Consider the following 20,905-nt stretch of genomic DNA (forward strand, 5'->3'; position numbering starts at 1 on the left):
ATTCTCGGACACAATCTGCTACATTAGCGCGATGTCCAACGATGCCGCCACCGTTTTCGGCACCGACGGGTCTCGACCGCTGACGTCGGCCACCGACGTCGCCGGCCATCTCGAGGCGCAGATCACGAGCGGCGCGCTCGTCCCGGGCGACCGCCTCCCGTCCGTCCGAGACGCGGCGAGTGAGCTTGGTCTGGCGCCCAACACCGTCGCTGCGGCCTACCGCCGACTGCGGGAGCGGTCACTGGTCATCGGCCGGGGCCGTCAGGGAACCCAGGTCGCAGCGGCTCCGAGTCGACGGCGGACCGTCCAGGTGCCGTTGCCTCCGGGAGTCGTCGACGCCCTGTCCGGGAACCCCGACCCGGCGCTGCTCCCCGATCTCGCCCCAGCCATGCAGGCGACACTCGCCGGTCGACGCGGCGACTACGGCTCGGCGATGATCGTCCCCGAACTCGCCGAGGCGGCCCGGCACTGGCTCGACGCCGATCAGGTGCCGAGCGAATCGATCACGGTGGTGTCCGGGGCGATGGACGCCGTCGAACGGGTGCTGGCCGAGCACCTCCGCCCGGGCGATCTCGTCGGTGTCGAGGATCCCGGTCATGTTCCGGTGTTCGATGTCGTCGCTGCGCTCGGGTTGGTCGCCGTTCCGATGGCGATCGATGGTGACGGGGTCACCGCCGACGCGCTCGCGCAGGTAATCGCCCAGGGCGCCCGTGCGGTCATCATCACGCCGCGAGCCCAGAACCCGACCGGCGCGGCCATCACCGCCGAACGAGCCGCCGAGCTGAGCGACGTCCTCGATCGCCACCCCGACCTGCTCGTCATCGAAGACGACCACGCCGGGCCGATCGCCGGCGTCGACCTTGCGCCGCTCCCCCGCCGAGATCGGGCTCGCTGGGCGTTCGTGCGGAGTGTGGCCAAGTCACTCGGCCCCGACCTCCGCCTCGCCGTGCTCGCCGGCGATCCCGACACGGTCGCCAGCGTCGAGTCTCGCCTTGCGGCCGGGCCGGGCTGGATCAGCCACCTCCTCCAAGGCGTGGTCGCCCGTCTACTACTCGACGACGACACGGCCGACCTGGTCGAGCGAGCGGCCACCAGCTACCAGGCGAGGCGTCGCCAACTGATCGACGCGCTCGCGGCCAACGGGATCGAGGCCGCTGGAGCGTCCGGACTTCAGGTCTGGATACCGGTCGACGACGAGCAAACCGTTGCCGATGCGATGCGCGATGCCGGGTTCGCCCTCCGTGTCGGCTCGGCCTATCGCCGCTCGTCGCCGCCAGCGGTCCGGGTCACGATCTCGTCGCTCGACGAGGCGCAGATCGATGCGATCGCCGCCGAACTCGTCGTCGTGCTCGGCGACCATCGACCACACCGAACCCGGCGGGCGTGACGCCAAACCGCCTACCGCCCCGGCGCGGCGGTCAGCGGCCGGGCCTACCCTCCGCCCATGGAGATCATCGTCATCGGCGCCGGCGTCGCCGGACTGACCGCAGCTCGTGCACTCGCCGATGGCGGCCACGACGTGGTGGTGCTCGAGGGGCGCGACCGCATCGGTGGGCGGACCCATACCGCAGACATCGGGTCGTCGAGTGTCGACCTCGGGGCTGCCTGGATCCACGGTCCGCACCTCAACGAGCTGACCGCCGCCGTCGAGGCAGCAGGCCTCCCGTGGGTCAACGACGGCATGTGGGGTGCGGCCATGCATCTCCACATCGAAGGCTCGGGCTGGGCTGCGCCTTGGGAGGTCGCCACGGCGGTCGCCAGTCGCTACGACTTCGACCCTGACCAGGTGATCGCCGCACTCGGCCATGACGCGTCGCTGACTGCCGGAGCGGCGTGGTACGTCGAAGATCGCGAACTCCGAGGTCGCTCCGCCGAGATCGTCGAGTTCGGCATCCGCTGGCTCGAAGGCGGACTCAACGTCGGCGGGCATCCCGACGACATCTCGCTCTCGGGCATTGCCTGGTACCAGCTCCATTCCGGAGGCAACGGGGTGGTGGTCGGTGGCTACCGGCGATTCGTCGACCACCTCGCCGAGGGCCTCGACATCCGAACGGGCGCAATCGTCGAATCCATCGACGCCGAACGTGGGCCCCGACCCATGGTCACGACGGCTGCGGGGGAGCAGCTCAACGCCGACGAGGTCATCCTCACGGTGCCGCTCGGGGTCATTCAGCAGGGATCGATCCTCATCCGACCGACCACCGGGCTCCAGCGCCACGCCGCCCAACTCGGCATGGCGGCGCTCGAGAAGGTGGTGCTGTCGTTCGACGAGGCGTGGTGGCCATCCGAGGTCAAGCGCGTCATCTACATGAGTGAGGATCGCCGCCACCCGGTCTGGCTCGATGTCTCACGCCACGCCGGCCACCCGACGATCGCCATGCTCCACAACCCACGCAACGCGACCTCGATGGACTCCGCCGATCCCGACGAACGCATCGGCGCTGCGCTCAACACCCTCCACTCGCTGTACGGCAGCGACGTCCCCGCGCCTGCCGCCGCGCACAGCACCGACTGGCTCCACGACCGCTTCAGCCACGGTTCGTACTCCTACCCTCGACTCGGGGCAACCACCCACGACATGTCGGCGATGGGCGGCCGCCTCGCCCCCGGGCTGATCGGTGCGGGCGAACACACGGTCCCGCACTACTACGGCACGGTGCACGCCGCCTACGAATCGGGCCGGCGAGCGGCTGCGCTCATCGGCCCGGCCGGCAGCGGCTGACCTCCAGCAACACCAGTCGCCTCGTCGGCCGCGCCCGGTGCGGCATCCGGCCGACACTCGTCCTACCGTGCCCGCCATGACCACCACGCCTGCACCCATCGTCATCGTCGGCGCCGGTCTCGCCGGCCTCAGCGCCGCCCGAACCCTCCACGAGGCCGGCCACACCCCGGTCGTGCTCGAAGCGTCCGACGGCGTCGGCGGTCGGGTCCGCACCGACACCGTCGATGGGTTCCGCCTCGACCGCGGCTTCCAGGTCGCGCTCACCGCCTACCCCGAACTCGGGCGCCAGCTCGACGTCGACGCACTCGACCTCCGCCCGTTCGACCCCGGCGCCGCCGTCCGCATCGGCGATCGATTTTCCGAAGTCGGCGACCCGTTCCGCCGGCCGATGATGCTCGCCTCGACCGTCACGTCGCCGATCGGCGGCGTCATCGACAAGATCCGGCTCGGCATCCTGCGTCGCCGCATCACCACCACGACCGCGCCCGATCTCCTGCGGGGGCCGGACCGATCCACGATCGACGCGCTCCGGGCCGACGGCTTCAGCGACACCATGATCGACCGGTTCTTCCGCCCACTTGTCGGCGGCATCCAGCTCGACCCCGAACTCGCAACGAGCCGCCGGATGTTCGATGTGGTCTTCCAGAGCCTGTCGACCGGCGAGTCGGCGGTGCCGGCCGCGGGCATGGGCGCAATACCGGATCAGCTCGCGGCGCGCCTGCCCGCCGGCACCATCCGGCTCGGCACACCGGTCCAGGGCATCGACGGAACGATCGTCCGCCTTGGCGACGGATCGTCCGTCGAGGCCGCTCGCGTGATCGTCGCCACCGACGGACCAGCGGCGAGCCGGCTGCTCGGGCTCCCCACCGTCGCCTCGAAGCCCGTCACCGGTGTGTGGTTCGCGGCCCCGACGCCTCCGGTCGACCACCGGCTGATCATGCTCGATGGCACTGGCCAGGGTCCGGCGCTGAACGTCGCGGTGATGTCGAACGTCGCACCCGAGTACGCCCCGGCCGGTCGGGCCCTCATCGTCGCCGCCTGTCCCGGCAACCTCGACCCGGCGATCGAGCCGGCGGTGCGGGCCCAGATGCGGTCATGGTTCGGCCCACAGGTCGACCAATGGGAGCACCTACGGACCGATGCGATCGCCCACGGGCAGCCCGAGCAGCTCCCCCCGTTCGACCCGAAACAACGGGTCTCGCTGGGAGAGCACCGTTTCGTGTGCGGCGACCACCGCGACACCGCCTCGATCCAGGGAGCGCTCTACTCCGGCCGACGCTGCGCCGAGGCTGTGCTCGCATCGCTCGCCGACTGAGCACTCATGGCATCGGCCCCGCCACCGATGCAGCACTCATGGCATCGGCCCCGCCACCGATGCAGCACTCATGGCATCGGCCCCGCCACCGATGCTGTGCCATGGCGCGGGGCGGAACGGCTGACGACGACGCACATGCCTCCATCGTTGGCTACGGCGCCTTCCTCCTGCTGTCCTCGGCTGCGGTGTCCGAGTCGATCGAGCGGGGCGACAACATCGAGATCGTGCACGTCGTGGTCACCAACGCCGCCGACGTCTGCTCGGTCTACGGCGATGTCAGCGACCAGATCGACATCACCCTCGGCACGATCCTTCGCACCCTCACGCGCTCGACCGACCTGATCGGACGGGTGAGCGGCTCGAGCTACTCGATCCTCATGGAGGGGGCTCCGCACGGAGCCGGCCTGCATCTCGCCGACCGCATCGTGCGAGCGGCCGAGAGCTACAACGCGATCCGCGGGCTCGACTGGCCGATCGACGTGAGCTGCGAGGTCCTCGACGGCGCTGCGGTCCAGCAGCTGAGCGACGTCTTCGACATCACGGTGTAGCCGAGCAACGCAAGCCATCCACAACGGTCGCAGACTCGACGCACCCGAACCGGCTACGAGGTGAAGAACCCACCCCGGATGCGGTCGGCCTCCATCAGTTCGACCTCGTGCGCCCCCGACACGACCACCGCGGGGTCGGGCACGAAGTCGAGGTCGCGGTTGCGTCCCTCGTAGTCGACCGAGTCGAGGATCACCCGCATGGCGTTGAGTCGGGCCAGGTGTTTGACCTCGGAGCGGATCACCGTCCATGGCGTCTGCGCCGTGTGCGTGCGAGACAGCATCTCGTACTTCTTCTCGGTGAAGTCGTCCCAGTGTTCCTGCGCTTGGACGTCGATCTCGGACAGCTTCCACTGGCGCAGCGGATCGTCGCGCCGACGATCGAAACGGCGCTGCTGTTCGGCCTTGGTCACCGAGAAGTACAACTTCACCAGGATCGTGCCCTGGCGCACCAGGTCCTTCTCGAACCCGACGACGCCGCGCATGAAGTCGTTGTACTCACGTTCGGTACAGAAGCCGAAGACCGGCTCGACCATGGCCCGGTTGTACCAACTGCGGTCGAACAGCACCATCTCGCCGCCCCGGGGGAACTCGGCGACGTACTTCTGGAGGTACCACTGGGTCTTCTGTTCCTCGGTGGGCTTGCCCATGGCGACGACCCGGTAGTGCTTTTCGTTCATGTACCGGGTGACACGGCGGATCGTTCCACCCTTCCCCGCAGCATCGCGGCCCTCGAACAGCACGATCATCCGCTTGTCGTGACGTTCGAGATGCTCCTGCAAGCGCAGCAGCTCGACCTGGAACGGCTTCAGCTCGTTCTCCTGGTTGTCGCGCTTGACGAGCTTGCGGTAGCGCCGCAGGTCGACCTCATCGGCCGTCAGGTCATTCTCGAACGGTGTCATGTGGGGTTGCCCTCGGGTCACGGGTCGATGTGTCGTTGGTGGTGCCAGTACACCCGCAGTACAGCCCCATCGGCAGGTCGACACCCGATCGTGAGGTACGACATACTCGAAATTCACCCACATGAACCGAGGTTCCGCCCATGGCCAAAGGTCACCACGACGCGAAGTCCAGCCGGCCCGAGGACGAGTTCGAGGGCCAATGGCAACAAGACGTCTGGGGCCAACGAGCCGACGCCGCCTCCGTGTCGTCGCCGCATTTCACCCCGACCCTGCCCAAGCCCGAAGACTACGCCGGCGGCCGACTCAAGAAGGACGTCTATGAAGCTCGGCTCGAAGAACTCCAGGAGGAGCTGGTCAAGCTCCAGTACTGGGTGCACCACAACAGCCTGCGAGTGCTCATCATCTTCGAGGGCCGGGGATCGGCGGGCAAGGGTGGCGTGATCAAGCGCATCAACGAGCGCACGAGCCCTCGCATCGTCCGCACCGAAGCCCTGCCGAAGCCCACCGACCGTGAGCAGACCCAGTGGTACTTCCAGCGCTACGTCCCGCTACTGCCCTCGGGCGGCGAGATCGTGCTGTTCGACCGCAGTTGGTACAACCGTTCCAACGTCGAATGGGTCATGGGCTTCGTCACCGAGGAGAAGCATCAGGAGTTCCTGCGCACCTGTCCCGAGTTCGAACGCATGCTCGTTCGGTCCGGGATCATCATCCTCAAGTACTGGTTCTCGGTCAGTTACGAGGAGCAGGAGCGCCGGTTCAAGGCCCGCAACGAGGAGCCGATCAAGCGCTGGAAGCTGTCCGAGATGGATCTCGAGGAGCACCGGTTGTACACCCGCTACTCGATGGCGAAGGACACCACGTTCCAGCACACCGACATCAAGCAGGCGCCGTGGTACGTGGTGCCGTCCGACGACAAGCGGTCGGCTCGCCTGAACTGCATCAGTCACATCTTGTCGCAGATTCCCTACGAGGACGTGGTGCCCGAACCGGTCGAGATCCCCCAGCGTGAGGAAGTCCCCTACATCCGGCCGCCGCTGCGCGACCAGACGTTCGTTCCCCGCATCTACTGAGCAGGCATCAGCCGGCCGCCACGACAACGGCTGAGCGGGACTTTTGACGCGAAATGGCACCGATCCCGGACATTTGAGGACCTTGGTCCCTTCTCGTTCAACGCTGAATCAACGACAACTGTCGGAGTCCCGGCGTCGGACGGCACGTGCCGCCACGCCCTCGCCCCCACCGGAGATCACACATGGCATCCCCCGACCAGACCGCGCCGTATGCGGCCGGCCCCCAACAGGAACGCCTCGGCGGCAGTTGGTTCCTCATCCTGACACTCGGTGGTCTTGCCATCGTGATGGCGTTCATGCTCGGCATCGCCGCCATCGGCATCCTCGCCGGCGACGGTGGAGGCGCAAGCGCCACGCCGTCCACCCGCATCGATGTCACGCTGGCCGAATTCACCATCAACGGCAACCTGGTCGCCCCCGAAGGCGAGGTCACCCTGGTCATCAAGAACGACGGCTCGATGGATCACAACGTCGGCGTCCGCGAGCTCGGGCTGCTGTCGCCGAACGTCGGCGCCGGCGGCGTGGTGGAGCTGGCCTTGGGCGAGCTCAACCCTGGCACCTACGAGGTCTACTGCGACATCGCCGGCCACGCCGATTCCGGCATGGTCGCCGTGCTCACGGTCAGCGGGAGCGGCGAGACCGTCGCCGCCGCAAGCTCGGGCGGTGGCACCGACCATTCGAACATGACCGACGAAGAGTACGCCGCAATGGACACCGCGATGATGGAGTCCATGCTGGCCTACCCGGCCGAGACCGAGGGCAAGGGCAACCAGATCCTCGAGCCGACCGAGGTGCTCGCCGATGGCACGAAGGTGTTCGACCTCGAAGCCTCGATCGTGCAGTGGGAGAAGGAGCCGGGTCTCTACGTGGATGCCTGGGCCTACAACGGCATGGTGCCCGGACCGAAGTTCGATCTCGACCGTGGTGACAAGTTCCGGGTCCGTTTCACCAACAACCTGCCAATGGGCACCGACATCCACTGGCACGGCGTCCACACCCCGAACGACATGGACGGCGTCGCCCCCTACACCCAGGATCTGATCGAGCCCCACGGCGGCACGTTCGTCTACGAGTTCGTCGTCGACGATGACGCCATCGGCATGTACCACGCCCACAACCACGCTCAGACCCAGGTGGTCAACGGCATGTTCGGCGCCTTCGTCGTCGGCGAGAACCCCGCACCGTGGGGCATGAGTGTCAGCGGTGTCGATCTGCCCGAAGACGGCGAGTTCGCCGTCGACATGCCGATGATCCTCAACGACGCCGGCACGATCGGCCTCAGCCTCAACGGCAAGAGCTTCCCTGCCACCGAGCCGCTGGTGCTGAACCAGGGCGAATGGGCGAGCGTCACCTATTACAACGAGGGTCTGCAGATCCACCCGATGCACCTCCACCAGTTCCCGCAGCTGGTGTACGCAAAGGACGGCATCCCGCTCGAGCAGCCCTACTGGACCGACACCCTCAACATCGCTCCCGGTGAGCGCTACACGGTGATGTTCCGGGCCGACGACGCCGGAGTCTGGGTCTGGCACTGCCACATCCTCACCCACGTCGAGCGTTCGACCGGCATGTTCGGCATGGTGACCGCCATCATCGTCAACGAGACACCCGGGTTCGACCCCAACGACGAGCCGGTTCGCCCCAGCAACTGGCGGCTGAACCCGAATCACAGCGTGGCCGAGGACGGCACCAACCCCGGCGGCGTGACCGCCGAGGACCTGGCCGACGCCCAGGCCGAAGCCGACGCAGCGGACGAGGCCGAGGCCTCGGCCAGCTCGACCAACAGCGACGGCTGACGCTTCTCCCAACGAGCGACTCGTCGACAGCACCCGGCCCCAGCGGCCGGGTGCTGTCGCGTTCGGACACCTGGTCCGGATCCGTGCGTTTTGCCTGGCGATGGCTACCGTTTGGCCGATGGAGTTGCGAGCACAGAAGCTGGCCGAACTCGACGGCGGGCACTTCGACGTGCTGGTGATCGGGGGCGGCATCAACGGTGCGGTGACCGCAGCGGCCCTGGCCGCCCGCGACCTCAGGGTCGCCCTGGTCGAGCGCGGCGACTTCGCCAGCTTCACCAGCCAGCAGTCGTCGAACCTCGTCTGGGGCGGCTTCAAGTACCTCGAGAACTACGAGCTGAAGCTGGTCTGGGATCTCTGCACCTCTCGAAATCACATGCTGCGGAGCTACCCGACCCAGATCAAGGAGATCGACTTCCTCGCCACGCTCGACCAGACGGCCCCGTTCCCGCTCGCGCTCGCGGCACTCGGCGCAGTCGGCTACTGGGGCATCGGGCGCTTCGCCACCAAGGCGCCCCGGGTGTACCGGGCGTCCGACATCGAGTCCACCGAGCCGTTGGTCGACACCAGCACGGCCAAGGGTGGTATCCGCTACGCCGACGCCTACCTCCCCGACAACGATGCCCGCTTCGTGTGGGGCTTCGTCCGCTCGGCCCTCGATCTCGGGGCGACCGCCGTCAACTACGTCTCGGTCGATCGGGCCGATCGCCACGACGACCGTTGGACCGTGTCCCTCACCGACACCGAATCGGGCTCGCCGCTACGGGCGACCGCCACGGCCATCGTCAATGCTGCCGGCCCCTTCATCGACGGCCTCAACGAGCAGCTCGACCTCCGCACCGAGCACCGCATCGTCTACTCCAAGGGCATCCACCTCATCGTGCCCAAACTGACCGACAGCGACCGCATCCTTGCGTTCTTCGACGACACCGGCCGCCTGTTCTACGTCATTCCCATGGCGAACCGGTCGGTGGTCGGCACCACCGACACCCGCACCGACAACCCACGCGAGGGCGTCCTCGACGCCGACCGTGACTTCCTCCTCGAGCAGATCAACGCTCGCCTCGATCTCGACACCCCACTCACTCGCAGCGACATCATCTCCGAGCGCTGTGGGGTCCGTCCCTTGGTCGTGACCCGGACCGGCGACGACCGCACCGACACCGACTGGACCTCGCTCTCCCGCAAGCACGAGGTCGAGGTCGACGCCGCAAAGAAGGTCGTGAGCATCTTCGGCGGCAAGCTGACCGACTGCCTCAACGTCGGCGACGAAGTGGCCGAGGCGCTGGCCGAGATCGGCGTCATCGGCGGCACCCCCGCCCCCGGATGGTTCGGCGAGCCGAGCGAGTCCGAACGGACACGCTTCTACGAAGCGGCGGCGAAACGTGGCCTCGATCGGGCTCCCGACATCGAGGTGGCCGACACCCTCGCCGAGGTGCTGTGGCGGCGTCACGGCATGGCGACCTTCGACCTTCTGGCGCTCATCGATCGCGATCCGTCGCTCGCCGAGCCGGCGTTGGCCAACAGCGATGTGCTCGTCGGCGAACTGATGCTGATGGCCGAGCGCGAGATGATCGTCCACCCCGACGACTTCCTGCGTCGACGCACCAAGCTCGCCATGGTGATCCGCAACGACGACCTCGGCGCCGATCCGGGCATGGAACGGGTCAACGAGATCTTCGGCTTCTGATCATCCGCAATCCCTCACGTGCTTGCGGCGGGTGCGATACGGTGCCGTTTCACAGCGAAACGCTTGCGTTTCGTCATGATCCAGCGAAACGCTTGCGTTTCGTCATGATCCAGCGAAACGCTTGCGTCTCGCCCTTGCAGTGTGAACCACCGAGCCGAGTGAGGCGAACCATGCAGACCACCGACGCCAACGTTCCCCTGTGGGAACAGCCGCACGTCTACGAACGGCGCTGGAAGTTGCTGGGCGTGATGTGCCTCTCGCTGGTGATGGTGGTGATGTCGGTGTCAGGGCTGAACGTCGCCCTCCCGACGATCCAGGAAGAGTTGGCGGCCTCGGCGACCGACCTCCAATGGATCGTCGATGCCTACGCCATCATCTTCGCCGGGCTCTTGCTGGCTGCCGGCGCCCTGGGCGACAAGTACGGGCGCAAGAAGGCACTGATGGCCGGTCTCGTGGTTTTCGCGATCGGCTCTGCGGTGGCCGGCCTCGCTGACGCACCCGCCCAGATCATCGCCGGGCGCGCCATCTCCGGCATCGGTGCTGCGTTCGTGATGCCCGCCACGCTCTCGTTGATCACCACTGTTTTCCCACCCGACGAACGCACCAAGGCCATCGCCTTCTGGGCCGCGTTCGCCGGTGCCGGCGGTGCGCTGGGTCCGGTCGTGAGCGGGCTGCTGCTGCACGCCGGGTTCTGGTGGGGCTCGACCATCCTCGTCAACGTCCCGATCGTCGTCGCCACGCTGGCTGCCGTCGCCGTGTTGTCGCCCACCTCGAAGGACGACGACGACACCCCGCTCGACCCGCTCGGCGCGGTGCTGTCGCTCATCGCCATGGCGGGCATCCTCTACGGCATCATCGAAGGTCAACACGGCTGGACCGCCGGCGGTGTCCTCGCTGCCTTCGCCATCGGCGGCCTGGCGATGGTCGGCTTCATCGCGTGGGAGTTGCGGGCGGAACATCCGATGTTGCCGATGGAGTTCTTCAAGGTGCCCAGCTTCAGCATCTCGAGCGCCGTCATCACCGCAGCGTTCTTCATGATGTTCGGGTTCTTCTTCCTTGCGACCCAGTACCTGCAGTTCGTGAAGGGCTACTCACCGCTGCGAGCGGGCTTCTCGACCATGCCGCTCGGCATCGCACTCATCATCGTGTCACCGCGCAGCGCCGCGTTGGCCCAGAAGATCGGCGCCGCCAAGGTGATCGCGACCGGCTTTGCATGCATCGCCGTCGGCTTCGGGCTGCTGTCGCTGGTGACGCCGACCACCCCCTACTGGCGGCTCGTCATCTCCTTCGTCCTGCTCGGTGCCGGCATGGGATCGACCGCGGCGGTGTCGACCGGGCGCCTGATGTCGTCGGTCCCCCAGTCGAAGGCGGGCGTCGGCTCAGCCGTCAACGACACGACCCGTGAAGTCGGCGGCGCCTTCGGCATTGCCGTGCTCGGCTCGATCCTCAACTCGGCGTACCGCGGCGGGATCGACCTCTCCGGTCTCGGCCTCCCGGGCCCGGCGCTGGCGGCGGCCGACGAGTCGATGGGTGGCGCCCTCTATGCCTCGAGGCAACTTCCCGAAGCGCTCGGCCAAACCGTGCGCAGCAGCGCCGCCGTTGCCTTCACCGATGCGTTCTCGACCGTCGCGCTTGTCGTCAGCGTGGTCGCCGTCGTTGCCGCCATCGCGACGGCCGTGGTCATCAGCCGCACCGAGTCGTGAACGCCGGTGCGACCCCGGCCGGCGCCGACGTGCCGGTCGACCCTCGGATCGAGCACTCCCGTCGGATCATCTGCGACGCCGCGCTCGCCGAGTTTGCCGAGCGCGGTTTCGACGGCATGTCAATCGAAGCGGTTGCGGCTCGGGCCGGTGTCGGCAAGTCCACCATCTACCGGCACTGGAGCTCACGGGCCGAACTCGTCGACTCCGCCATCCGATCCATCTCGATCACGGCGGGCCCGGTCGACAGCACCACCGGCGACGACGTCCGCTCCCATCTGATCCGCTACCTCGGCCAGCTCGACACCATGCTCCACACCGACCCCTGGCGAGGTGTCCTCCCGGCCATCATCCATGCCGCCGAACGGTTCCCCGAGGTGCGCGAGATCCAACTCCGCTTCGCCAACGAGAAACGAGCAGCCCTCCGCTCGGTGCTGCAACAGGCGATCGACGACCACCAACTCGCCGCCGACACCGACCTCGACGTCCTCGTGCGCACGCTGGTCGGCCCGTTGTTCCTGGGGCGCCTGATGCTCAACGAACCCGTCGGCGCCGACCTCATCACCCGCATGGTGACCACCCTCATCCCGCCCCCACCCCTCCCACCCCCAGCAACTTTGGAGAGTTGACACCTCTCAGCGGCATCAACTCGCCACAGAAGCGCCCGGATTCGGGCACAGCGTGCTGATCTGACCTTTGACTCCTCACATCGGGCCACGGCAGCGGCCATGATCGGGGGATGGCTGCGATCGTCACGCTCACGCTCAACCCGGCGCTCGACATCACCACCTCGGTCGATGTCGTGTCACACACCCACAAGCTTCGCTGCGGACCGGCATCCACCGAGGCGGGTGGCGGCGGCGTGAACGTCGCCCGAGTGGCCGACCGACTCGGAGCCACCGCCCTGGCGATCCTCCCGCTCGGCGGGGCCAACGGCACCCGTCTCGCCCGAGAGCTCGATCTCGAGGGCGTCATGCATGCCGATATCGGCTGCGAGGGAGAGACGCGAGAGAGCTTCACCGTCAACGAACTCAGCACGGGCAACCAGTTCCGCTTCGTGGTGCCAGGCGAGCCCCTCGACGCTGACACCCTGCAACGCTGTCGCGACGAGGTCCTCGCCGCCTGCGCCGATGCCAAGTGTTTCGTGATCTCCGGCTCGATGCCCGGCGGGGTCCCCGACGGCTACATCACCGAGCTGATCGAGGCGGTTGCAGCTCTCGGCGTCGACGTCGTGGTCGACACCTCGGGCCCGGCATTGCTGGAGGCGATCATGGCGCCGAGTCGGGTGGTAAAGCCGAGCGCTCGGGAGCTGTGTGGCGCCGTCGGTCGCGAGCTGTTCACCGAATACGAGATCCAGGGCGGCCTCGTGGAGCTGATGGCGAGCGCCCGATGTGGTGCGATCGTCGTCTCGATCGGCGCCGGCGGCGCGATGGTGCTCGACCAGGACGGCCGGTTCGTCCGCTTCCGGGCCCCGTCGGTCCGGGTCGCCAGTGCCGTCGGTGCCGGTGACTCCATGGTGGCCGGCATGGCCGTCGAGCTGGCGAGGGGCGGTTCGGTCGACGACGCCGTCCATCTCGGCATCGCGGCGGGCACGGCAGCTGTCCTCACCGCCGGCAGCGAGCTGTGTCGCCCGGCCGACATTGAATCCCTTCACCATCTCGTGACCCGCTCGACCTGACGGTCCGCCGGCCCCGCTCCTCCTTCCTCTTTCTGTGCGCCACACTTCCCACTACACCCCGCTCTGTGCGTCAAACCTCCCGACTGCGGGAACTCTGACGCACAGAACGGGTGGGTTTGCCTGAAACCGCCATCTCGACCTTGCGGAGTACGCCGTCATGACGCTCGTCCTCGGAATCGACTCGTCCACCCAATCCAACAAGGCCGAGCTGCGCCGCATCGACACGGGTGAGCTCATCGCGACCGGGCGCGGCCGCCATCCCGCCACCTCACCACCACGCAGCGAGCAGGATCCTCGCGCCTGGTGGTCGGCCCTCACCGAGGCCCTCGCTCCCCTGGCCGACCATCTCGCCGAGGTCAGCGCGATCAGCGTGGCTGGTCAGCAGCACGGCCTCGTGCTCCTCGACAGTGCCGGCGAACCGCTCCGACCGGCCAAGCTGTGGAACGACACCGAATCAGCCCCGCAGGCGACAGCGATGGTGTCGTCGGCCGGGGCCGCCAACTGGGCGAGGGCGTGCGGGTCGGTTCCCGTCGCCAGCATCACCATCACCAAGCTGGCGTGGGTGGCCGAGCACGAACCCGAACTCCTCGACCGCATTGCACATGCCATGCTCCCCCACGACTACTTGACCTATCGGCTCACCGGCCGGGTCGTCACCGACCGAGGCGATGCCTCGGGCACCGGCTGGTGGTCACCGATCACCGGCACCTACCGCCCCGACCTCCTCGAAGCGGCCGGACTCGACGCCGGATTGATCGAGCGATTTCCGTCGGTGCTGCAACCGCTCGAGATTGCGGGCGAGGTCGGCGACAACGATCTCGGGCTCCCTCCGTCGGCCATCGTCGCCCCGGGCACCGGCGACAACATGGCCGGGGCCCTCGGCATCGGCCTCGCCGTCGGCGACGTCGCCATGTCGATCGGCACCTCGGGTACGGCCTACGCGGTCAGCCCGGTGCCGACGACCGACGAGACCGGCGCCGTCGCCGGGTTCGCCGACGCCACCGGCCGCTACCTCCCACTCGTCGCCACCCTGAACGCCACCAAGGTCACCGATTGGATGGCGGCCATGCTCGGCCTGAGCGCGCCCGATCTCGCCGACCTGGCGCTCGTCGCCCCTGCCGGTTCCGACGGGGTCGTCCTGGTCCCCTACTTCGACGGCGAACGGACCCCCAACCTGCCAGATGCCACCGGTCGGCTCCACGGTCTGCGCACCGGTACCAGCCGAGCGGCGCTCGCCCGCGCCGCTCACGAGGGCGTGGTGTGCGGCCTCCTCAACGGCGTCGAAGCGCTCAGTACTGCCGGCGTCGAGCTCGACGGTCGACTGTTCCTCATCGGCGGCGGCGCCCGATCGGCGGCCTATCGCGAGATCGTCGCCCAGCTGGCCGACCAGCCCGTCGTGGTCCCCGACGCCGACGAGGCCGTCGCCGCCGGCGCCTGCGTGCAGGCCGCATCGGTGCTCGGCCAGGCCGACGCCATCGCGGTAGCGGCAGCCTGGGGTCTCGGCGCCGGCACCGAACTCCCGCACCGAGCGGTGGAGGCTGACGACGCCCGATCATCGATCCGCCGCCGCTACGCCACCATCGCTTCCCAGCAGCTGCCCTGACCCGGCGAAGACGGCACTGGCCCTCGAGCAAGCAGCGTTTCCACAGGCCACCCCAAGCGTCCGCGTTCCGAGAGCGCAGAACGTCCCGATCCGGACTGCGGTCACCGTCATAACGACGGTGGTGCCGTCCGATACTTTCGTGTGCGGCAGAACACGTTCGAGCAAACCCCTACGACGACGAACGACGGCCTGGCAGTTCGTTCACTCGAGCGGGACCTCTTCGACGCTGTGACCGACGAATCCTTCGAGCTGCGGTATCGACCGCTGTACGACCGGCGGAGTGGCGAACTCGCCGGCGTCGACGCCCACCTCAGCTGGCAACACCGCCAACTCGGCGTCGTACCGCCTCGAACCTTCTGGCCCATCGCCGAGGCCACCGGCATGGTCATTCCGATGGGTGACTGGGTGCTGTGGCAGGCATGCCTCCAACTCGCAGCGTGGACCGAAGACGAGCTGCGGGTGCAGGCGTCGATCTCGGTCTCGGCCCAACACCTCGTCGCCACGGCGTTTCTCGCCACGGTGGCCGATGCCATCGAGACCAGCGGCATCGATCCCGGCCAATTGTGCCTCGTGCTGACCGGCACGATCGACATCGACGACTGTGCCCGGGTCGAGTCGCTCCTTGGCGCACTGCGGGCCTACGGCATCGGGGTCGAGCACGACGCCGGCGATCGACGAGTCGAGACCGACCCCGCCGGGCTCCTCACCGGCGACGAGATCCTCGCCCGCCGGACGGCATCGGACCGCTGACGTCCGTGTCCGACCGCTGAGGCCGATCATCTCCACCGCAGCCACCGACCGCCACGGAAATCGCCAACGGCCCCACCTCTTCGGAAGAGGCGGGGCCGTCGTGACGAAGATCGAACGAGCTCAGTAGATCTCGAAGAGGCCGGCGGCACCCTGACCGCCGCCGATGCACATGGTGACGACGCCCCACTTGGCGCCCCGGCGCTGACCCTCTTGCAGGAGGTGGCCGGCGCAGCGGGTGCCGGTCATGCCGAACGGGTGACCGATCGAGATCGAGCCGCCGTTGACGTTGTACTTCTCGGGGTCGATGCCGAGCTTGTCACGCGAGTACAGGCACTGGCTGGCGAAGGCCTCGTTGAGCTCCCACAGGTCGATGTCGTCGACCGTGAGCCCGTGACGCTCGAGCAGGCGGGGCACGGCATAGATCGGACCGATCCCCATCTCGTCGGGCTCGCAGCCGGCAACGGCGAAGCCCTTGAACGCACCCATGGGCTCGAGCCCACGACGCTCGGCTTCGGCCGCTTCCATCATGACCACGGCGGCGGCGCCGTCGGAAAGCTGGCTGGCGTTGCCGGCGGTGATGTAGTTGCCTTCGCCCCGCACCGGCTGGAGCTTGGCCAGGCCTTCGAGGGTGGTGCTCGGACGGTTGCACTCGTCGCGGTCGACCACGTAGTCGATGATCGACTCTTCGCCGGTCTCCTTGTTCACCACCTTCATCTTGGTGTTCATCGGCACGATCTCGTCGTCGAACAGACCGGCCTCCTGAGCGGCGGCGGTGCGGCGCTGCGACTCGAGGGAGTACTCGTCCTGGTACTCACGTGACACGCCATAGCGCTCGGCGACGATGTCGGCGGTCTCGATCATCGCCATGTAGATGGCAGGGTACTGGTCGGTGAGGGCCGGATCCATGTTGGGCGAACCACCGAAGCCAGGGTTGGGCATCGAGATCGACTCAACACCACCAGCGACCACCACGTTGGCACCGTCGGACTTGATGTAGTTGGCGGCGGCGGCGATCGAGTTGAGGCCCGACGAGCAGTGGCGCTGCACGGTGCCACCGGCGGTGGTGACCGGCAGGCCGCCGAGGAGACCGGCCAGACGAGCGAGGTTGCCGGCGCCGTGGGCGCCGTTGCCGAGGTAGAAGTCCTCGACGGCTTCGGGCTCGATCCCGGCCTTCTTCACGGCGTGCTCGACTGCATGGGCAGCCATGGTCATGGTGGGGGTCATGTTGAAGCCGCCACGGGCGGACTTGGCCAACCCCGTGCGGGCATAGGAAACGATGACGGCTTCGCGCATGGTGATACTCACTCCGAGATGTGTGAACGATTGCTGGCCCTAGTTTCTAGCCCAGATGCGCCCGCCATACCTAGCCACTCATCAGCCGGGCCGGCCGCCACGTCTCCAAGTCGGCGATCGGCGACCCTGCGTACAGATCGGCGATCGCCGACCCCGCCTACAGATCGGCGATCGCCGACAGTGCGCCGTCGGCCAGATCGGTGAAGTCGTCGGTGCCGCCGCCGGCGGTCCACTGGCGGGTCGCCACTCGGATGGCCGACATTGCGGCGCCGGCGATGATCTCGGGACGAGGATCGGCGACGGGATCGACGCCGAGGCGAGCAGCAACGGCGGCAATGATCTCGCGCTCCCACTGGGCCTGCACGACCGCCCGGCTGTGGGCGGACACCGACGGCGTCGCTGCGGCCAGCCGCACCTGCAGCAGGCGCCGCTCCCGATTGGTGTCGAAGTCGGCCGCCACGGTGAGCATGGCGTGGCGCACGACGTCGAGGATCGCTTCGTCGGCCGGTCGCTCGGCGAAGGCTCGGCGCAGTTCGAGCTTCAGCTCGTCCATGTCGCCGTAGAGCAGCGCCTCCTTGGTCGGGAAGTGACGGAACAGCGTGCGTTGCGACACATCGGCCGCCTCGGCGATGTCGTTTGTTGTGGTCTCATCGAAGCCGGTGGTGGCGAACAGCTCGGCGGCGGCCTCGATCAGCCCGTCCCTCGTGAGCCGCTTCTTGCGGTCTCGACGACCGTCGTCGGTCGGGTCGGGCTCGACGGATCTGGTGCTCGGTTCGGCAGTCACGGTCGTCACGATCGACAGCTTAGGTCAGTCGCCGCCATTTGTCAGCCATTGACGAATGTCAGTCGCTGACATATCATTGCTCCATGAGCCGATCTGCTGCCATCTTCGACCTCGACCGGACCCTGATCAACACCTCGTCGGCCCCGGTGTTCCAGCGACATCTCGCCGGCGCCGGCCTCGGCGATCTCCCGCACCTGCCCCTCGCCGATGCGTTCCTCAAGTTCTACGAGACCTTCGGTGAGAGCTGGATTCTGATGCAGCCGGCCAAGCTCGGTGTCCGCACATCGAAGGGGTGGCCGGTCGACGCCATCACCGATGCCATGACCAGCGCCGCCGCCGAACTCGAATCGATGCTGCAGCCGTTCGCCAAGGTCGTCTTCGAGCAGCATCGGGCCAAGGGCGATCTCCTCGTCCTCGCCACCACCTCACCCGCTCCCTTCGTGCGCCCCTTCGCCGAGCGGCTCGGCTTCGATCACGTGATCGCCACCGAATGGGTCGACGATGGCACCCACTTCACCGGCGAACACAACGGCACCTTCGTCTGGGGCAAGGCCAAGGCAACAGCAGTCGCCGACTGGGCCGCCGCGAACGGCGTCGATCTCGACCGCAGCACCGCCTACTCCGACAGCTACTTCGACGCTCCCCTGCTCGATGCCGTCGGCACCGGCGTCGCGGTCAATCCCGACCTCCGGCTGTCGTCGCTCGCCCTGCTCAAGGGGTGGCAGATCCGCCACCTCGACAAGAACGAGGGCGTGTTCAAGATCGCCGGCCGGGAGCTCCAGGACTGGGCCCGCCCCTTCATGCGTCCCGAGTTCTCCACGCTGGCCGACGTTCGCATCACCGGCATCGAGCACATCCCCGCCGAGGGCCCGGCCATCGTGGTCTTCAACCACCGGTCGTACTTCGATCCCACGGTGATGGGCTACGTGTCGGCCAAGGCCGGCCGCCCGGTGCGCAGCCTCGGCAAGAAGGAAGTGTTCGACGTTCCGATCGTCGGCAAGATCATGCGAGGCATGGGAGGCGTGCGTGTCGACCGCGGCACGGGCTCCGACGAGCCGCTCCAGGCCGCCGCCGCGGCCCTGGCCGGTGGCGAGCTCCTCATGATGGCGCCCGAAGGCACCATCCCGCGGGGGCCGGCGTTCTTCGAGCCCGAGCTCAAGGGCCGCTGGGGCGCCGCCCGCCTGGCCGCCATGACCCAGGCGCCGGTCATCCCCGTCGGCCTCTGGGGCACCGAGAAGGTGTGGCCACGCAGCTCCCGCCTGCCGAACCTCACGCCCCGCACCCGCCCCGTGGTCACCGCCACGGTCGGCGCGGCCGTTCCGCTGAAGTACAAGAGTGCCGACGCCGACACCAAGCGGATCATGAAGGCGCTGGTCGACCTCCTACCCGACGAGGCCCGCGAGCGCCGCACCCCCACCCACGAGGAGTTGCTGCGCACCTTCCCCCCTGGCTACACCGGAGACCCCGAGGCCGAGGTCGATCGTCGACCCGGCTTCGACACCCAGAAGAAGGGTTGAGACCGTGACCATCACCCCGGCGAAGCACGACAAGCCCCGCACCATCGAGTCGTCCGACCGCATGACCGAGCACGAAGCGCTCATGTGGAACGTCGAGAAGGATCCGTGGCTGAACCCGAGCGGCGCAGCGCTGGTACTGCTCGACAAACCACTCGACATGGCGGCGTTCCGCCAGGTGATGCGCAACGCCGTTGCCCACATCCCCCGCTTTCGTCAGCGCGTGGTCCCCGGGTTCGGCCGAATCTCCACACCCGCCTGGGCACCCGACGCCGAGTTCGACCTCGACCACCATCTGCGGCACATCACCCTGCCCGACGGTGGCTCCGAACGAGAACTGTTCGACCTGGCCACTCGGCTCTACCAGGAACCGCTCGACCGCACCCGCCCCCTGTGGCGCTTCGTCGCCATCGACGGCCTCGAATCGGGCGGCGGCGCCCTGTGGATGCTCACCCATCACGCCGTGGCCGACGGCATCGGGCAGATCCGGCTTTCCGAGCTCTACCAGAGCCTGAGCCCCGACGACCCGCTCCCGCCCGAGGTCGACCTCGAGCAGATCATCGCCGACGACGTCGCGGCCTACGAAGAGAAGGAAGCCGGTGGGGATCTCGCCACCGATCTGCGCACCACCGTCACCCGCTCCACCACCCACCTCGTCCGCCGGCAGCTCGGGCTCACCCGGCGTTTCGCCGCCGAAGTGGCCATGTGGCCGGCCGACCCCACCCGGGCCAACGAACGTCTCGATGAGCTGGCCGCCACCGCTCGCAGCAGTGTCGGGCAGCTCGTCAACACCGGCGGCGAGGCCACCAGCGGCTCCCCGCTGTGGAAGGAGCGCTCCCGCCACCGTCACCTCGAGCACGTACGCGTCCCGCTGGATCAGTTGAAGGCCGCCGCCAAACGACACGACGCCACCATCAACGATGCCTTCCTCACCGGCATGGTCGAGGCGGTCGTGCGCTACCACGGCACCCACGACACCCCGCTCGAGTCGATCAACACCTCGTTCGTGCTCAGCACCCGCAAAGGCTCCAGCGCCGGCGGCAACTCGTTCGTGCCCGTGCCGGTCCGAGTGTCGGGCCACGAGATGTCCATCACCGACCGCCTCGACGATGTCAAGCAGCACATCGCCCGAGCCAAGGACGACGCCACCAAGGGCGGTGGCGTCACCATCCTCTCCGGTGTGGTGAACCTGCTCCCCACCTCGGTCATCACCCGGGCGGCGCGGGCCCAAGCCTCGAAGCTCGACCTCGCCACCTCCAACCTGCGCAGCGCCCCGTTCCCGGTGTACGTGGTCGGATCCCGGGTCATGGGCACGGTCACGATGGGACCGCTGGCCGGCACCCCGTGCAACGCCACGGCGATGTCGTCGGAGAACAACTTCGACATCGGCCTGTTCATCGACCCCACGGCCATCGAGGACCCCGCCGAGTTCCGCCGCCACGTCGCCGAGTCCTTCGCCGACCTCCTCGCCACCCTCTGACCCAGGCCGCGCCCCCACTCGTCGACGTCGCCGAGCCGTCCTCCCACGCTGACGGTTCTGCCGGGG

Annotated in this window: 17 protein-coding genes; 14 read left to right on the top strand and 3 right to left on the bottom strand. The window is 68.0% G+C overall.

The window, feature by feature from the left end; all coding sequences use genetic code 11:
* Window positions 1–31: 31 nt before the first annotated feature.
* From R2733_00635 to R2733_00650, 4 genes are all read left to right on the top strand, one after another.
* Window positions 32–1,387: an aminotransferase class I/II-fold pyridoxal phosphate-dependent enzyme gene (locus tag R2733_00635; GenBank protein ID MEZ5374984.1), complete on the top strand. Its 1,356-nt coding sequence runs from the start codon at window positions 32–34 to the stop codon at window positions 1,385–1,387.
* A 57-nt stretch (window positions 1,388–1,444) separates the two neighbouring features.
* On the top strand, window positions 1,445–2,722 hold the full coding sequence (locus R2733_00640; GenBank protein MEZ5374985.1) for an NAD(P)/FAD-dependent oxidoreductase: 1,278 nt from the start codon (window positions 1,445–1,447) through the stop codon (window positions 2,720–2,722).
* Window positions 2,723–2,798: 76 nt separating this feature from the next.
* A complete protein-coding gene (locus R2733_00645) occupies window positions 2,799–4,037 on the top strand; it encodes an NAD(P)/FAD-dependent oxidoreductase (protein ID MEZ5374986.1) in 1,239 nt (412 codons plus the stop codon).
* A gap of 101 nt (window positions 4,038–4,138) precedes the next feature.
* Complete coding sequence (locus R2733_00650) at window positions 4,139–4,585, top strand: hypothetical protein (protein MEZ5374987.1); 447 nt, start codon at window positions 4,139–4,141, stop codon at window positions 4,583–4,585.
* A 53-nt stretch (window positions 4,586–4,638) separates the two neighbouring features.
* Here R2733_00650 and ppk2 (R2733_00655) read toward each other — a convergent pair whose 3' ends face one another.
* Window positions 4,639–5,484 (bottom strand): polyphosphate kinase 2, encoded by an 846-nt coding sequence (ppk2, locus tag R2733_00655; GenBank protein ID MEZ5374988.1) that lies wholly within the window; start codon window positions 5,482–5,484, stop codon window positions 4,639–4,641.
* A 140-nt stretch (window positions 5,485–5,624) separates the two neighbouring features.
* On the opposite strand from ppk2 (R2733_00655), the gene ppk2 (R2733_00660) reads away from it, so the two are divergent.
* The 8 genes from ppk2 (R2733_00660) (at window position 5,625) to R2733_00695 (ending at window position 15,768) form a co-directional block, all read left to right on the top strand.
* A complete protein-coding gene (gene ppk2 / locus R2733_00660; GenBank protein MEZ5374989.1) occupies window positions 5,625–6,554 on the top strand; it encodes a polyphosphate kinase 2 in 930 nt (309 codons plus the stop codon).
* Between the two features lie 182 nt (window positions 6,555–6,736).
* Window positions 6,737–8,350 carry a multicopper oxidase domain-containing protein gene (locus R2733_00665; protein ID MEZ5374990.1) on the top strand — a complete coding sequence of 538 codons (1,614 nt, stop codon included), beginning with the start codon at window positions 6,737–6,739 and terminating at the stop codon, window positions 8,348–8,350.
* Between the two features lie 118 nt (window positions 8,351–8,468).
* Entirely contained in the window at window positions 8,469–10,037 is a 1,569-nt protein-coding gene (locus R2733_00670; GenBank protein MEZ5374991.1) for an FAD-dependent oxidoreductase, read from the top strand.
* 170 nt (window positions 10,038–10,207) lie between these two features.
* Window positions 10,208–11,740 carry an MFS transporter gene (locus tag R2733_00675; GenBank protein ID MEZ5374992.1) on the top strand — a complete coding sequence of 511 codons (1,533 nt, stop codon included), beginning with the start codon at window positions 10,208–10,210 and terminating at the stop codon, window positions 11,738–11,740.
* Window positions 11,737–12,366: a TetR/AcrR family transcriptional regulator gene (locus tag R2733_00680; GenBank protein ID MEZ5374993.1), complete on the top strand. Its 630-nt coding sequence runs from the start codon at window positions 11,737–11,739 to the stop codon at window positions 12,364–12,366. Before R2733_00675 ends, R2733_00680 begins: the two co-directional genes overlap by 4 nt.
* 110 nt (window positions 12,367–12,476) lie before the next feature.
* A complete protein-coding gene (locus tag R2733_00685; protein MEZ5374994.1) occupies window positions 12,477–13,415 on the top strand; it encodes a hexose kinase in 939 nt (312 codons plus the stop codon).
* A gap of 157 nt (window positions 13,416–13,572) precedes the next feature.
* Window positions 13,573–15,018 (top strand): xylulokinase, encoded by a 1,446-nt coding sequence (gene xylB, locus R2733_00690; GenBank protein ID MEZ5374995.1) that lies wholly within the window; start codon window positions 13,573–13,575, stop codon window positions 15,016–15,018.
* Between the two features lie 141 nt (window positions 15,019–15,159).
* Window positions 15,160–15,768 carry an EAL domain-containing protein gene (locus tag R2733_00695; GenBank protein ID MEZ5374996.1) on the top strand — a complete coding sequence of 203 codons (609 nt, stop codon included), beginning with the start codon at window positions 15,160–15,162 and terminating at the stop codon, window positions 15,766–15,768.
* A gap of 120 nt (window positions 15,769–15,888) precedes the next feature.
* Here R2733_00695 and R2733_00700 read toward each other — a convergent pair whose 3' ends face one another.
* Complete coding sequence (locus R2733_00700; protein ID MEZ5374997.1) at window positions 15,889–17,073, bottom strand: acetyl-CoA C-acyltransferase; 1,185 nt, start codon at window positions 17,071–17,073, stop codon at window positions 15,889–15,891.
* A 145-nt stretch (window positions 17,074–17,218) separates the two neighbouring features.
* The gene (locus R2733_00705; protein ID MEZ5374998.1) at window positions 17,219–17,854 is read right to left on the bottom strand and encodes a TetR/AcrR family transcriptional regulator; all 636 of its coding nucleotides are present in this window, start codon (window positions 17,852–17,854) and stop codon (window positions 17,219–17,221) included.
* A gap of 74 nt (window positions 17,855–17,928) precedes the next feature.
* Here R2733_00705 and R2733_00710 point away from each other — a divergent pair, with 74 nt between their 5' ends.
* Window positions 17,929–19,362: an HAD-IB family hydrolase gene (locus tag R2733_00710; protein ID MEZ5374999.1), complete on the top strand. Its 1,434-nt coding sequence runs from the start codon at window positions 17,929–17,931 to the stop codon at window positions 19,360–19,362.
* A 4-nt stretch (window positions 19,363–19,366) separates the two neighbouring features.
* Entirely contained in the window at window positions 19,367–20,839 is a 1,473-nt protein-coding gene (locus tag R2733_00715; protein ID MEZ5375000.1) for a wax ester/triacylglycerol synthase family O-acyltransferase, read from the top strand.
* Window positions 20,840–20,905: the final 66 nt, after the last annotated feature.

This window comes from Acidimicrobiales bacterium, from assembly GCA_041394265.1.
Taxonomy (GTDB): Bacteria; Actinomycetota; Acidimicrobiia; order Acidimicrobiales; family SZUA-35; genus JBBQUN01.

Bases quoted from the DNA above. Each gene is read 5' to 3' on its own strand.
- R2733_00635 (MEZ5374984.1), top strand. From the start codon at position 32: ATGTCCAACGATGCCGCCACCGTTTTCGGCACCGACGGGTCTCGACCG.
- R2733_00640 (MEZ5374985.1), top strand. From the start codon at position 1,445: ATGGAGATCATCGTCATCGGCGCCGGCGTCGCCGGACTGACCGCAGCT.
- R2733_00645 (MEZ5374986.1), top strand. From the start codon at position 2,799: ATGACCACCACGCCTGCACCCATCGTCATCGTCGGCGCCGGTCTCGCC.
- R2733_00650 (MEZ5374987.1), top strand. From the start codon at position 4,139: ATGGCGCGGGGCGGAACGGCTGACGACGACGCACATGCCTCCATCGTT.
- ppk2 (MEZ5374988.1), bottom strand. From the start codon at position 5,484: ATGACACCGTTCGAGAATGACCTGACGGCCGATGAGGTCGACCTGCGG.
- ppk2 (MEZ5374989.1), top strand. From the start codon at position 5,625: ATGGCCAAAGGTCACCACGACGCGAAGTCCAGCCGGCCCGAGGACGAG.
- R2733_00665 (MEZ5374990.1), top strand. From the start codon at position 6,737: ATGGCATCCCCCGACCAGACCGCGCCGTATGCGGCCGGCCCCCAACAG.
- R2733_00670 (MEZ5374991.1), top strand. From the start codon at position 8,469: ATGGAGTTGCGAGCACAGAAGCTGGCCGAACTCGACGGCGGGCACTTC.
- R2733_00675 (MEZ5374992.1), top strand. From the start codon at position 10,208: ATGCAGACCACCGACGCCAACGTTCCCCTGTGGGAACAGCCGCACGTC.
- R2733_00685 (MEZ5374994.1), top strand. From the start codon at position 12,477: ATGGCTGCGATCGTCACGCTCACGCTCAACCCGGCGCTCGACATCACC.
- xylB (MEZ5374995.1), top strand. From the start codon at position 13,573: ATGACGCTCGTCCTCGGAATCGACTCGTCCACCCAATCCAACAAGGCC.
- R2733_00710 (MEZ5374999.1), top strand. From the start codon at position 17,929: ATGAGCCGATCTGCTGCCATCTTCGACCTCGACCGGACCCTGATCAAC.